An 11,843-nucleotide genomic window follows, 5' to 3' on the forward strand; every position below is an offset into this window, starting at 1 on the left:
CATGGCCCGGATGAAGTTCCTCTGCGACGCGGATCGCTGCATTGAGTGCAACGCCTGCGTCACGGCCTGCAAGAACGAGCACGAGGTGCCCTGGGGCATCAATCGCCGCCGCGTCGTCACCCTCAACGACGGCAAGCCCGGCGAGCGCTCGGTCTCGATGGCCTGCATGCACTGCACCGACGCGCCCTGCGCGGCGGTGTGCCCCGTGAACTGCTTCTACACCACGGCCGATGCCGTGGTGCTGCACTCCAAGGACATCTGCATCGGCTGCGGCTACTGCTTCTACGCCTGCCCCTTCGGCGCGCCGCAGTATCCGCGGGTCGGGAACTTCGGTTCGCGCGGCAAGATGGACAAGTGCACCTACTGCTCGGGCGGCCCCGAGCCCGACTTCTCGACCGCCGAGTACGAGAAGTACGGCTCGAACCGTCTCGCGGAAGGCAAGCTGCCGCTCTGCGCCGAGATGTGCTCGACCAAGGCGCTGCTCGCAGGCGACGGCGAGATGATCGCCGAGATCTACAAGCAGCGGGTGATCAAGCGCGGCTACGGCTCGGGCGCCTGGGGCTGGAAGACGGCCTACCGCGAGACCGTCGCAATCTGATCCGGTGTCGAGCGCGGGCTTTGCGGCCCGCGCCCGCGAGCTGTGACGAGACTTCGAAAGGAACGCCGATGCGGCGGGCAACGACCTTCCTCAGCACCCTCCTCCTGGCGGTGATGCTTTTCGCGGTGCCCGGCGCCCTCAGCCCGGCGCAGGCGCAGAACCCGATCCAGGCCGACGGCCAGAACCCGATGGGCGCCCGGCCCACCGCGGATTCGGTCAACGAGGAATTCCTGTTCAAGCAGGAATCCAAGATCCGCGGCCGCGTCTCGATCCCCGACGGCAAGTCAGCCAACCTGATCCAGCCGCAGGGCCGCGAGTATCAGAACTTCCGTGAGCGTTGGCTGCCGTGGATCGGCGCGCTGACCATCCTCGGCATGCTCGCTGCGCTCGGCGCGTTCTTCCTGTTCCGCGGCCGGATCATAATGGAGCACAGCCAGGAATCGGGAAAGAAGATCCTGCGCTTCAACGCCTTCGAGCGCTTCACGCACTGGATGACGGCGGTGTGCTTCATCATCCTGTCGCTGTCGGGCCTGAACTACATCTTCGGCAAGCGGCTGCTGATGCCGCTGATCGGCCCGGAGGCGTTCGGCGCGATCGCGCAATGGGCGAAGTACAGCCACGTCTACCTCGCATGGCCGTTCATGCTCGGCGTGGCATTCATGTTCGTCCTCTGGATCCGGGACAACATCCCGAACAAGGTTGATTGGGCCTGGATCAAGGCCGGCGGCGGCTTCATCGGTAAGGGTCACCCCCATGCCGCCCGCTTCAATGCCGGCCAGAAGGGCGTGTTCTGGATGGTCGCCGGATTCGGCGCGGCCATGGGCGCCACCGGCCTGATGATGCTGTTTCCGTTCGCGCTCACCGACATCAACGGGATGCAGGTGATGCAGGTGATCCACTCGGTGATCGGCATCATCTTCATCGCCGGCATCCTCGCCCACATCTACATCGGCACGCTGGGCATGGAGGGCGCCTACGACGCCATGGGCAGCGGCAAGGTCGATCTCGCCTGGGCGCGGGCTCACCACGACCTCTGGGTCGAGCAGGAGCAGGCGCGCACCGCCAGCGGCCCGCAGCTCAAGGGCCATCCCGCCCCCGCGGAATGATGAGAGCGGGAGACCGGCGGCGCAGGCCGGTCTCCAGCCAAGGGCAAGACCACCTGCGCTGACCGAGGCCCCGGCCTCCAGGGAAGACACGACCATGAAAGCCTTCCTCGCCGCCGTGATCGCCGCCATCGCCCTCGGGGTGCTGGCGATGTTCGCGCTCACGAGCAACCAGAAGTTCGCCTATCAGGCGTTCGCGACCTCCGGGGCGCGGGTGTCGGAGCCTGGCACCAATCTCGTCGGTCCCCGCTGGAACGGCGATCCGAAGCCGGACGAGTACAACGGCGAACCCCACGGCAAGGCCGAGGGTGAAGCGTCGCACCCGAAGCGCTCCTGAACGAATTCAAGAAACCTAGAAACGAAGACGAGGGAGTGAGCCCGATGAAGCCTTCGCCGATCATCCGGCACCTCGCCGGCGGCCTTGCGGCCTGTGCGCTTCTCGCCGGCAACGCCCTGGCTCAGGATGCGAGCTCGAGCGCGCCGGCCACGCTGCAGACTTCCGGCAAGCCGGCCAATCTCTGCCAGGAACTGGTGGCGTTCGTGAAGCAGCCGGAGCCGGCCAACAAGGCCGCGGCGACGCCGCCGCAGCAGGCCACCGCCGTCTCGAATCCCTCCGGCAAGACCGAGGGCGGCAAGCCGGCGGATGGCGGCGAGCCCCAGAAGACGTCAGGCCTCAGCGGCGCTGTCAGCGAGACCGGCAACGGACCCGCGCCGGGCGCCGCGACCAATAATTCCAAGCCCGAGGCCGCGACCGGCAACCCGGCGGACAACCCGAACGCCAAGGCGAATGCCCTGGCCAAGAACCCGCCGCCCCCGGCCCCGCCCGCTCCGGCGCCGAAGCCCGATCCGGCGACCATCGAGAAGATCGAGGCGGCGGCCGGCGCCAACGACCTCGCCGCCTGCCGCGAGGCCGCTCGCTTCATGCGGGTGGCCGGCGTTGTCATGCCGCCGCCCCTGCTCGCGCTTGCGGCGCTCGATCTGAAGTTCTTCCAGCAGTAAAAAGGCAGCGGAGGAGCCGTCAGGCTCCTCCGTCCGGTTAGGCCGCGCCCTGCAGCGGTGCCACCGGGTTGGCGACAGGTACCGGTTTCTCCGCGCCGCCGCGCGCCAGTGCGATCACAAGCGCGGTGAGCGTAAGCAGATCGCAGGTCAGGCCGAAGACCGAGCCGACCAGCATGTTGTGGATCGCCCAGCACGACGACGCGCCGAGGAAGAAGCGGCGCATCGCCTGGGAATTCCCCTGAAGCCGTGCCGTCGTCGCCAGCAGCGATCCGAGCCCGGCGCAGGCCGACGGCCATCCGTTCCAGGTCGCGAGGGTGAGACCCAGCGCGACGAGGCTGCTTGCCAGGAACAACGGGGCGACCCAGGCTGCGCGCGACTCAGGACCGATCCAGCGGGCCGCCACCACGCTCTGCATCACCGAGACGAGGCACATCGCCGTGCCGGTCTGCGCGCCGAGCCGCAGGAAATGCAGCGCAAAGCAGGCCGAGCAGGCCGCCGAGGTGAAGAGGATCAAACTTCGCCGCGGCATCATTCCACCGGCAAAGCCCAGGCAGAGCCCCAGGCCTCCAAACAGGTCGAGGTGTTCACGCGCGGCATTCCACGCGAGGGGAGCGAGATCTGCGGGGGACATGATGAGGGTCTCGAACGACGCGTTCGTGATTGGCTTGTGGCGGGCGTTTTACTGAAGATCGTTCTTGGCTCTTCTTTCGCGGTCCTTGCGGTCTGCCGCGAAAGCAGTGCCGACCGCGCCAAGAGCCGCAGCGGTCTTGCCTGCTGCGCTATTCCTGCGTGGTAACCGGTTCGTTAACGCGACGATGACGGTCCCTCGGCGTGGCGCCGGCGCCTCACTTGCGGAGCGATGCACGGTCGGCCCAACAGTGAGAATGAACGTTCATTGACATGAGAATGAACGTTCACTATCAAGATCGAGGCAGCGTCGGAGTTGGGCCATGGGCATGATTGTCGGTGATCGGGCGTCCTTCCCTCACGCCGTCGGGCTCGGTGCAGATCTCACCACCGCGCAGGAGGGCTTCAGCCCGGTGCGGTTGTTCAAGGCGGTCTGCACGCCGGCGAACCTGCTCGTCTGCGCCGTCGTGGCGTTCGGCTGGTTCGCGCTGCTCGGCTGGACCGGCGCCGGGCCGGATGGTTGGCAGGCCCGCCTCTGCGCCGAGCTCGACATTCAGCCGCGCTCCTGCGCCGCCGTGCGGCTCCTCAGCGAGCCGGGCCGCACCGCCGCGACGGACACCGTAGGAACCACATCATGAGTGCAGCGGCCGGCGCCGTCATCGACGCCCGGAGCGGACAGGCGGCCCGGCGCGAGCATATCCTCGACGCAGCCGAATCCTGCTTCGTCCGCAACGGTTTCCACCGCACCACGATGCAGGATCTCGCCCGCGAGGCTTCGATGAGCCCGGGCAACATCTACCGCTACTTCGATTCCAAGGAGGCCGTCGTCCTCGGTCTGGCCGAGCGCGATCGCGAACGCGGTGCCGTCCTCGTCGAGGCGATGGAGCGAGCCGGCGACAAGCGTGCCGTGCTGATGGGCGTGCTCGCCCGCTTCTTTCTCGAAATCAGCCGCGAGGCCGCGGTGCTGCGTCTCGATCTGTGGGTGGAAGCCACCCGCAACCCCGCCATCGCCGACCTTGTTGAGCGCGGCGACGAGGAAGGCCGGGTCTGGCTGACCGAGATGTTCGACGCGCTCAAGACCTCGCCTGACTGCGATCCTGCGGCCCTGTTCGACGCAATCGCGCCACTGATGAAGGGCATGATCGTCAGCCGGGCGCTCAGTCCCGGCTACGACGCCCGTCCCGCCGTCGCTCAGCTCCAGTCGCTGATCGAGGCGGGTCTTTCGGGCGCGCTGGCCCTCCCCCCCGCCGACAAGGAAGCCGGCCGATGATCCGCGCCCGGACCCTGGCCGTTCCGGCCCTGGTGCTCACTGTCCTGGGCTTCGGTCCCGCATGGGCCGAGACCGCCCCGCCCCCGGCGAAGACCGCCCCGGCGGCCACCGTCAGCGTGGTCGAGGCCGAGCGGCGCGAGATCGTCGAGAGCGTGGTCGTGACCGGTACCCTGGTGCCGCGCGACGAGATCCTCGTGACGCCCGAGATCGACGGCTACCGTCTCGTCGAGCTTCTGACCGAGGAGGGCATGCGCGTCGAGAAGGGGCAGGTGCTGGCCCGCCTCAACCGCGACCTGATCGACCGTCAGCTCACCCAGCAGAACGCGCTGATCGACAAGGTGAGCGCCGCCGTTCTCCAGGCGCAGAGCAACATCGGGCAGGCGGAGGCCGCCGAACTCGAAGCGCGGCTGGCCCATGATCGCGCCAAGCAACTGATTCAGACCGGCATCACCACCGCGGCCGTGATGGAAAACCGCACCGCCGCTCTGCGGCAGGCAGAGGGCAAGCTCGCCTTCGCCCGCAACGGTCTGGCGATGGCGAAGGCCGAGTTGGCGCAGGCCAAGGCCGTGCGCGACGAACTCGAACTGCGCCTCGCCCGCACCGAGATCCGCGCGCCGGAAGCCGGCATCGTCAGCCGCCGCACGGCGCGGGTCGGCATGGCGACGTCGTCCTCCGCAGAACCGCTGTTCCGGCTGATCGCCCGCGGCGAGATCGAGCTGGAGGCGGAGGTCATCGAGACCAAGCTGCCGCTGCTGCGCGAGGGCGCTCCCGCCTTCATCGAGATCGGCGAGGGCGAGCGCGTCACGGGCAGCGTCCGCGCGGTCTACCCAGAGGTCGACAAGGCGAGCCGGCTCGGCAAGGTCCGCGTCCGCCTCGATCCCGATCCGCGCCTGCGCATCGGCACCTTCGCCCGCGGCGCCGTCGAACTCGCCCGCACGCGCGGCGTCACGGTGCCCCAGGCCTCCGTCCTCTACGGCGGCGGAAAACGAAGCTCCGTGCTCGTCGTCGCGGAGGACAAGGTCGAGTCCCGCGAAGTCCGCACCGGCCTGTCCGACGACGACGACATCGAGATCCGCTCCGGCCTCGCGGAAGGCGAGCGGGTCGTGGCCCGCGCCGGCAGCTTCCTGCGCGACGGCGACCGCGTCCGCCCGGTTTCGCTCGCGCGGCAGGGCCAGACACCGGCCGCGGTCTCGGCCGCCCCCTCGCCGCAGGCTACCGCCGACGCCGGCTCGCGCTGAGGCGTTTCCGCCTCGGCCCCTCGACATTCCTTCTGACGGTTTGCCCCGATGCGCCTGAACATCTCCGCCTGGGCGATCCGCAATCCGATCGCGCCCCTCGTCCTGTTCCTCGTGCTGGTGGTGCTTGGCCTCGTCAGCTTCCGGGGGCTCGCGGTCACCCGCATGCCGAACGTGGACGTGCCGATCGTCTCGGTGACAATTACGCAGGGCGGCGCCGCCCCGTCCGAGTTGCAGACCCAGGTCACGAAATGGGTCGAGGATTCGATCGCGGGCGTGCGCGGCGTCAAGCACATCACATCGGCGATCACGGAAGGGGCTTCCGTCACCACGGTCGAGTTTCGGCTGGAGGTGAACACCGACCGGGCCGTCAACGACGTGAAGGATGCGGTCTCGAAAATCCGCATCAACCTGCCGCGCACTATCGATGAGCCGGTGATCCAGCGCGTCGAGATCACCGGCCTGCCGATCCTCATCTACGGCGTGACATCACCCGCGATGACGCCGGCCGACCTGTCATGGTTCGTCGAGGATAAGGTTGCCCGCACGCTGCAGGGCGTGAAGGGCGTCGGCGGCGTCGAGCGCGTCGGCGGCGTCGCCCGTGAGATCCGCATCACTCCCCTACCCGACCGGCTGCTCGCGCTCGGCATCACCGCGGCGGACGTCAACAAGCAGGTCCGCGTCACCTCCGCCGACCTGGCCGGCGGGCGCGGCGAGGTCGGCGGACGCGAGCAGTCGATCCGGACATTGGCGGCCTCGCGCACGATCCGCGACCTGAAGGCGACCTCCATCGTCCTGCCGGGCGGGCGCAAGGTCCGCCTCGACGACCTCGCCACGGTCGAGGATTCGATCGAGGAGCCGCGCACCTTCGCCCGCTTCAACGGCGAATCCGTCGTTGCCTTCTCGGTCTCCCGTGGCTCGGGCGCGAGCGATGCCGAGGTTGCGGCGGGCGTCGAGAAGAAGATCGCGGAGTTCGCCCAGGGCTACCCCGATATCCAGTTCCAGGAGATCGATTCCTCGGTTGCGGCGACGCGGGGCAGCTACGCCTCGGCGATGCACACCCTGATGGAAGGTGCGGCGCTCGCCGTCATCGTGGTGTTCCTGTTCCTGCGGGATTGGCGCGCCACGCTGATCGCCGCCGTCGCCCTGCCGCTCTCGGTCTTGCCGACCTTCTGGGCGATGGACGCGCTGGGCTTCACCCTCAACGGCATCAGCCTGCTCGCGATCACGCTGGTTACCGGCATCCTCGTCGACGACGCCATCGTCGAGATCGAGAACGTCGTGCGCCACATGCGGATGGGCAAATCGCCCTACCGCGCCTCGATCGAGGGCGCCGACGAGATCGGGCTCGCCGTCATCGCCATTACGGCGACGCTGATCGCGGTCTTCGCCCCCGTCTCCTTCATGGGCGGCATCGCCGGGCGCTACTTCATCCAGTTCGGCCTCACCATCGCCGTCTCGGTGTTCATGTCGCTGCTGGTGGCGCGCCTGATCACGCCGCTGCTCGCGGCCTACTTCCTGCGCGATCACGGCCATGCCGAGGAGCGCGAAGGCCCGGTGATGCGCGCCTATACCCGCCTCGTCGGCTGGTCGGTGCGCCACAAGTGGATCACCCTGATGGTGGGGCTGGCGCTGTTTGCCGGCTCCATCGTCTCGACCAAGCTCCTGCCCTCAGGCTTCATCCCGAAGCAGGACAACGCCCGCACCCTGTTCATGATCGAGCTGGCGCCGGGCGCACGGCTCCCCGACACCATCGCGGTGGCCGACCGCGTGGTCGAGCGCATCCGCGCCCTGCCGGAGGTCACCTCGGTCTTCGTCGATGGCGGTCGTCAGGCCGGCGGCAAGAAGGAGACGCGGCTCGCCACGCTGATCGTGAACCTGAGCCCGAAGAGCGAGCGCGTGAAGCGCCAATGGACCATCGAGTCCGAGATCGCCGGGCTTCTGGCGCAGGAGCCCGACATCCGCTCCTGGACCCTGCGTGACAGCGGCCAGCGCGACCTCGCCCTCGTCGTCAGCGGCCCCGACGTCGATGTGGTGACGGAGGTCGCCGCGCGGCTCCAGCGCGACATGGCGGCGATCCCGCACCTCGTCTCGGTGATGTCCACGGCGCCGCTCAACCGCACCGAGGTGCGCATCCGCCCGAAGCCCGGCGCGGCGGCCGATCTCGGCGTCGCGACCGACGTGATCGCGGAAACGGTGCGCGTCGGCACCATCGGCGACATCGGCATCAACCTCGCCAAGTTCAACGCGGCGGACCGCCAAGTGCCGATCCGGGTGCAGCTGCCCGAGAGCGCCCGCGGCGCGATCGCGCGGCTCGAGAACCTGAAGGTGCCGGCCAAGAACGGCACGGCGGTGCCGCTCGCCGCCGTGGCCGACATCGAACTCGACCAGGGCCCCGGCGCGATCGAGCGCTACGACCGCGCGGTGCGCGTGGCGGTGGAGGCCAACATGGAGGGCTCGGACGCGCTCGGTTCGCTGATCGAGCAGGCGCTGGCGACCCCGACGGCGAAAAGCCTGCCGCCGGGCGTGACCATCCGCCAGACCGGTGACGCTGAGATCATGCAGGAGGTTTTCTCCGGCTTCCTCATGGCGATGGGTGCCGGCATCATGATGGTCTACGCGGTGCTGGTGCTGCTGTTCGGCTCGTTCCTCCAGCCGCTCACCATTCTGTTCTCGCTGCCGCTCTCCATCGGCGGCGCCATCCTCGGGCTGCTGATCTGCCACATGCCGATCTCCATGCCGGTGGTCATCGGCCTGCTGATGCTGATGGGGCTGGTGACGAAGAACGCGATCATGCTCGTAGATTTCGCCGTCGAGGAGATGGCCCGCGGCGTCGATCGAGTCACCGCCATCGTCGATGCCGGCCGCAAGCGCGCGCGGCCGATCGTGATGACCACCATCGCCATGGCCGCCGGCATGGTCCCCTCAGCGATGGCGCTCGGCATCGGCGGTGAGTTCCGCGCGCCGATGGCGGTCGCGGTGATCGCCGGACTCATCGTCTCGACCCTGCTTTCGCTGGTCTTCGTCCCCGCGGTGTTCCTGCTGATGGACAGCCTCGGCGGGTTGATCGGCCGCGGGCTCGGCCGCTTCGTGGGCCCGCGCGACGAGGCCGAGGATGCACCCGCCCCGGCCGCCCATCACGGCTGACCCCCTCCCCGCATCGGCCCGTTCGATGGCCGGTGCGAGAGAGGCAGGGCGGGCAGACGGCCACGCTGCGATCTCGTTTCGCGCACCCCGTCGGATGCCCCGCCACCGGCGCTGGAGCGCCTCGGGTTCGTCTCCGCCCGCTCAGATATCCCGGCCCTGATAGAATCCGGGCTCTTCAATGCGCCGCCTCCTCACGCGCCTGAGAAGCCGTCCGTCGATGGCCGCGAGACCGACCCCAATGAGGGCCATGCCGACGATGTGACGAACCTCCAGGGACTCGCCCAGCACCCCCGTGCCGAGGAGGATGGCCGTCACCGGGATCAGGAAGGTGACGAGCAGGAGATTGGTCGCCCCAGCCGTCGCCAGCAGGCGAAAGTAGAGCAGGTAGGCGAGCGCGGTGGAGAGCGCCGCGATCCCGAGCACCGCACCCCAGACCGGTGCGCCCGGCATCGGCAGCGTCCACGGCCGGTCCGTGAGCAGCGCAACGGGCAGAAGCAGGAGCGTGGACGCCGTCACCTGGCCGGTCGCCGTGGCGAGCGGCGGGACGCCCATGCGCTGGAAGCGCCGTCCGAAGACGCCGGCCAGGGCGTAGGACAGGGCAGCGCCGAGCACCGCGATCTGCGCCAGGAGAGGGTTCCCGTTGTCGGCGAACGCCGCCGTGCCGATCATGACGGCCACACCCAGGAGGCCGGTCAGCGCCCCCGCCAGCCTGTTCCCGGTCATCCGCTCGTCGGCCGTCAGCAGGTGGGCGACGACGACGGTGAAGAGCGGTGTCGTAGCGTTGAGGATGGCCGCGAGCCCCGAGGCGATCTGCGTCTGCCCCCAGACGATGAGACAGAAGGGCACGACGTTGTTGAGGAGCCCCATCCCGAAAAAGGCAACCCAGACGTTCCGGCCACGGGGGAGGCGGAGACCGGCCAGAGGCAGGGCGGCATTGAGGATCAGCGCAGCCAATCCGACACGCAGGACGACGAGCGTCAGGGGCGGCAGCGCAGATAGGGCTACACCCGCGAAGAAGAACGATCCGCCCCAGAGCACGGACAGTCCGAGCAGCATCGCCCATTCGAACGGCGACATGGTGCGGTTGACGACGGTTGGCATGAGCAGGCTCCGGCAAGTCCGAGCCCGTGCCTACGGCCCCATCCGGAGGCCGCGCATCCCGCTTCCTGCTTTCGAATCCCCCCTGCGCCAAGACTGGGGCAATACTCCGGACCGGCCGAAGCGACGCCCTACCGTGACCGGTCGAGCAACCCCGAGACCACGCGGGCGGTGTAGTCCACCATCGGCACGATGCGGGAATAGTTGAGCCGCGTCGGGCCGATCACGCCGACGACGCCGACGATCTTCTGCGCGCTGTCGCGGAAGGGGGCGGCGATCATCGAGGAACCGGAGAGCGAGAAAAGCTTGTTCTCCGAGCCGATGAAGATGCGCACGCCGTCGCCCTGCTCGGCCCGCGCCAGAAGTTCGATCACGTCCTTCTGCGTCTCGAGGTCGTTGAACAGCAGGCGGATGCGCTCCAAGTCTTCGGCCGCGCGCAAGTCGTCCAGAAGGTTGGCCTGTCCCCGCACGATGAGCTGGCGCGCCTCGGATGGGCCGACCGTGGTGGCGAGCCCGGCATCGACCAGCCGCTCGGTCAGGGCGTCGAGTTCCCGCTTCATCTCCTTGCGGCCGTTCTCGATATCGGCGCGCAGGGTATCGAGGGTTCGGCCGCGCAAGCGGGCGTTGAGGAAGTTCGAGGCCTCCTGCAGCGCCCCTGCCGGCAGGCCCGGCGGCAAATCGACAAGCCGGTTCTCCACCGTACCGTCGATCGAGACCAGGACCACAAGCGCGCGCTCGGGATCGAGCCGCACGAACTCGACATGCTTGAGTCCGGCATCGACCTTGGTGGTCAGCACCACGCCCGCCCCGCGGGAAATGCCCGAGAGCAGCGAGGACGCTTCGGCCAGGGCCGAATCGAAGGTGTGGCGCGAGGCTGCCGCCTGCATCTGCGCCTCGATGCGCGCCTTCTCGGCGAGATCGACATCACCGATCTCCATCATCGCATCGACGAAGAAGCGCAGGCCCAGCTCCGTCGGCAGGCGCCCGGACGAGGTGTGGGGCGCGAAGATCAGCCCGGAATGCTCCAGATCCGCCATCACGTTGCGGATCGAGGCCGGGGACAGGCTCATCGGCAGGATGCGCGCGAGATTGCGCGACCCCACCGGCTCGCCGGTGGTGACGTAGCTCTCAACGATCTGCCGGAAGATCTCTCGGGAGCGCTCGTTGAGGGCAGCGAGCGCTTGGGGTTGCGGATTCACGATGGGCTGAACGGCCTCGATCAAGGAGATGAGCACCTGACGAATGCAGGATCCTGACAAACGATTGTGAGCGCTTGGGCGCCGCCGATCAATCCTGTCGTGCGGTGAGGTTACAGACGATGTCCGAGCCGTGCCGACCCGGCGAACGGCACCCTGCGGGCTTCAGCCGAGGAATCATAGGGATCATTCTGCGGCCCCGAGTCGTTTGATAAGCAGGGCAGCGTTTCGAGCCGCGATCCGCCGCCCCGTAACTCGAGTAAAGATGGAGCTTCCGATAGTGCTGACTGGCGCACGAAAGACCATGGTCAAGGTCGCCGCCCTGGCGATCGCGGTCACCGGCTTGAGCCTCGCTTCGGCGCCCCGCGCTGCGCAGGCTGCCCCGCTCCCGATCCAAACCGAGGCGACCGCGCCGGCCGGTGACATGATCGAGCAGGCGCAGTACCGCGGCCATCGCCGTCACTACCGCGGCCACATGCGTCACCGTGGCCATTGGCACCGCCATCACCGCTTCGGCGGCCCGCGCCATCACCATCACCGCCGTCACTGGAACCACCGCCGCTGGTGATC

General features: G+C 68.5%; 12 protein-coding genes. 9 read left to right on the plus strand and 3 right to left on the minus strand.

The features are described 5' to 3' along the window. The first annotated feature begins 1 nt into the window (after position 1). The 4 genes from fdh3B to OVA30_RS23475 all read left to right on the plus strand — a co-directional run bounded on the left by fdh3B (position 2) and on the right by OVA30_RS23475 (position 2,700). The gene (fdh3B, locus tag OVA30_RS23460; RefSeq protein ID WP_003605051.1) at positions 2-598 is read left to right on the plus strand and encodes a formate dehydrogenase FDH3 subunit beta; all 597 of its coding nucleotides are present in this window, start codon (positions 2-4) and stop codon (positions 596-598) included. Between the two features lie 68 nt (positions 599-666). Beyond that, positions 667-1,704, plus strand: coding sequence for a formate dehydrogenase subunit gamma (locus OVA30_RS23465; RefSeq protein WP_268177156.1), 1,038 nt, complete (start codon positions 667-669; stop codon positions 1,702-1,704). A 94-nt stretch (positions 1,705-1,798) separates the two neighbouring features. Further along, a complete protein-coding gene (locus tag OVA30_RS23470) occupies positions 1,799-2,038 on the plus strand; it encodes a hypothetical protein (RefSeq protein WP_003605055.1) in 240 nt (79 codons plus the stop codon). A gap of 44 nt (positions 2,039-2,082) precedes the next feature. Then, complete coding sequence (locus OVA30_RS23475; protein WP_268177158.1) at positions 2,083-2,700, plus strand: hypothetical protein; 618 nt, start codon at positions 2,083-2,085, stop codon at positions 2,698-2,700. A 37-nt stretch (positions 2,701-2,737) separates the two neighbouring features. Here the strand turns inward: OVA30_RS23475 and OVA30_RS23480 are convergent, their stop codons facing one another. After that, the gene (locus OVA30_RS23480) at positions 2,738-3,331 is read right to left on the minus strand and encodes a YgjV family protein (protein WP_268177159.1); all 594 of its coding nucleotides are present in this window, start codon (positions 3,329-3,331) and stop codon (positions 2,738-2,740) included. Positions 3,332-3,650: 319 nt separating this feature from the next. On the opposite strand from OVA30_RS23480, the gene OVA30_RS23485 reads away from it, so the two are divergent. The 4 genes from OVA30_RS23485 to OVA30_RS23500 are packed head-to-tail and all read left to right on the plus strand — an operon-like array spanning position 3,651 to position 8,979. Continuing rightward, positions 3,651-3,965, plus strand: a complete 315-nt coding sequence (locus OVA30_RS23485) for a hypothetical protein (protein WP_268177161.1) — start codon at positions 3,651-3,653, stop codon at positions 3,963-3,965. Beyond that, positions 3,962-4,597: a TetR/AcrR family transcriptional regulator gene (locus OVA30_RS23490; RefSeq protein ID WP_012779240.1), complete on the plus strand. Its 636-nt coding sequence runs from the start codon at positions 3,962-3,964 to the stop codon at positions 4,595-4,597. The genes OVA30_RS23485 and OVA30_RS23490 overlap by 4 nt, the downstream gene beginning before the upstream one ends. After that, complete coding sequence (locus tag OVA30_RS23495) at positions 4,594-5,835, plus strand: efflux RND transporter periplasmic adaptor subunit (protein ID WP_268177163.1); 1,242 nt, start codon at positions 4,594-4,596, stop codon at positions 5,833-5,835. The genes OVA30_RS23490 and OVA30_RS23495 overlap by 4 nt, the downstream gene beginning before the upstream one ends. Before the next feature lie 48 nt (positions 5,836-5,883). Next, the gene (locus OVA30_RS23500) at positions 5,884-8,979 is read left to right on the plus strand and encodes an efflux RND transporter permease subunit (RefSeq protein ID WP_056503535.1); all 3,096 of its coding nucleotides are present in this window, start codon (positions 5,884-5,886) and stop codon (positions 8,977-8,979) included. Between the two features lie 141 nt (positions 8,980-9,120). Here OVA30_RS23500 and OVA30_RS23505 read toward each other — a convergent pair whose 3' ends face one another. Beyond that, positions 9,121-10,080: a DMT family transporter gene (locus OVA30_RS23505; protein WP_268177165.1), complete on the minus strand. Its 960-nt coding sequence runs from the start codon at positions 10,078-10,080 to the stop codon at positions 9,121-9,123. 128 nt (positions 10,081-10,208) lie between these two features. Beyond that, positions 10,209-11,312 (minus strand): heat-inducible transcriptional repressor HrcA, encoded by a 1,104-nt coding sequence (gene hrcA, locus OVA30_RS23510; RefSeq protein ID WP_003604863.1) that lies wholly within the window; start codon positions 11,310-11,312, stop codon positions 10,209-10,211. 265 nt (positions 11,313-11,577) lie between these two features. On the opposite strand from hrcA, the gene OVA30_RS23515 reads away from it, so the two are divergent. Next, the gene (locus OVA30_RS23515; RefSeq protein WP_012779244.1) at positions 11,578-11,841 is read left to right on the plus strand and encodes a hypothetical protein; all 264 of its coding nucleotides are present in this window, start codon (positions 11,578-11,580) and stop codon (positions 11,839-11,841) included. Positions 11,842-11,843: the final 2 nt, after the last annotated feature.

The sequence above is a fragment of the Methylorubrum sp. SL192 genome (genome assembly GCF_026672325.1).
In the GTDB taxonomy this organism is placed as follows: Bacteria; Pseudomonadota; Alphaproteobacteria; order Rhizobiales; family Beijerinckiaceae; genus Methylobacterium; species Methylobacterium extorquens.

Coding starts and splice junctions, on each gene's coding strand:
- OVA30_RS23490 (WP_012779240.1), top strand. CDS start 3,962: ATGAGTGCAGCGGCCGGCGCCGTCATCGACGCCCGGAGCGGACAGGCG.
- OVA30_RS23505 (WP_268177165.1), bottom strand. CDS start 10,080: ATGCCAACCGTCGTCAACCGCACCATGTCGCCGTTCGAATGGGCGATG.
- OVA30_RS23480 (WP_268177159.1), bottom strand. CDS start 3,331: ATGTCCCCCGCAGATCTCGCTCCCCTCGCGTGGAATGCCGCGCGTGAA.
- OVA30_RS23485 (WP_268177161.1), top strand. CDS start 3,651: ATGGGCATGATTGTCGGTGATCGGGCGTCCTTCCCTCACGCCGTCGGG.
- OVA30_RS23500 (WP_056503535.1), top strand. CDS start 5,884: ATGCGCCTGAACATCTCCGCCTGGGCGATCCGCAATCCGATCGCGCCC.
- OVA30_RS23465 (WP_268177156.1), top strand. CDS start 667: ATGCGGCGGGCAACGACCTTCCTCAGCACCCTCCTCCTGGCGGTGATG.
- OVA30_RS23515 (WP_012779244.1), top strand. CDS start 11,578: ATGGTCAAGGTCGCCGCCCTGGCGATCGCGGTCACCGGCTTGAGCCTC.
- OVA30_RS23475 (WP_268177158.1), top strand. CDS start 2,083: ATGAAGCCTTCGCCGATCATCCGGCACCTCGCCGGCGGCCTTGCGGCC.
- OVA30_RS23470 (WP_003605055.1), top strand. CDS start 1,799: ATGAAAGCCTTCCTCGCCGCCGTGATCGCCGCCATCGCCCTCGGGGTG.
- fdh3B (WP_003605051.1), top strand. CDS start 2: ATGGCCCGGATGAAGTTCCTCTGCGACGCGGATCGCTGCATTGAGTGC.
- OVA30_RS23495 (WP_268177163.1), top strand. CDS start 4,594: ATGATCCGCGCCCGGACCCTGGCCGTTCCGGCCCTGGTGCTCACTGTC.